The 802-nt window shown below is 46.5% G+C and carries 1 protein-coding gene; it reads right to left on the reverse strand.

Annotated elements, in window-relative coordinates; genetic code table 11:
• Positions 1-802: SLC13 family permease (locus ACRCJ0_RS16820; RefSeq protein WP_431391300.1), on the reverse strand; the 802-nt coding region annotated here is incomplete at both ends.

The raw sequence follows: 802 nt of genomic DNA on the forward strand, positions 1-802 counted from the left end.
GTGAGCCTGGTCTGTAAAGGGTGAAACCAGAATAGTGGTTGGAACATTTGAAAAAACTTGTGAAGCCAAGAGCCCTGTTAGGTAAGCCATGGTCTTGCTTGAAATATTAGCTGCCAACCAAGTTTGGACAAGTGTTAAGTCAGTAATGTTTCCGACTAATACAAAAAATGAAGCGAAAGTCAGTAGCAGTAAATAATCCACTTGCAGTAAATACCGCCAGTTAGTCAGGAGGACATAGGCTACAATGAAGGTCACGGTCCAAAAAATATTAAATAAGCCAAAGATGGCAATGACCATGAGCACCATGCCAATACTTGCTTGAATAACAATCGACCTATCTACTGCATTGCCCTCAATTTGTGTGTGGGCTGCCCTTTTCTCTACGAAGAAAGTTGCGACCATAACAAGGATAAAGCCGGCAACCACCAGGGGTAGGGTCCACCACATGAAACTGACGAAATCGACTGGATAGGTTGAATAGATGATGAGATTTTGTGGGTTGGAGAAGGGGAAGAAGACCCCGCCTAGGTTTGCGGCCACGACGATTAGGGCTGCCCCGAGTACACGGCCCTTGAATGCTGGTAGGTGGCGCAGGATGTTCAAGTAAATCGGTAGTAGGGTCAGGACGGCGATGTCGTTGGATAATAGGAATGACCCGAAGAATGAGGCCAGGACCATGGATTGGACGATGACGCGGCTATTTCCGGACCAGTCGATCAATTTTATCGACGCCCACCGTAATAAGCCTGACGTCTGGTAAAAGGCTAGGACAATCATCAAGCCGAATAAACTGACTAAGACA

The sequence above is a fragment of the Aerococcus sp. L_32 genome (genome assembly GCF_050689315.1).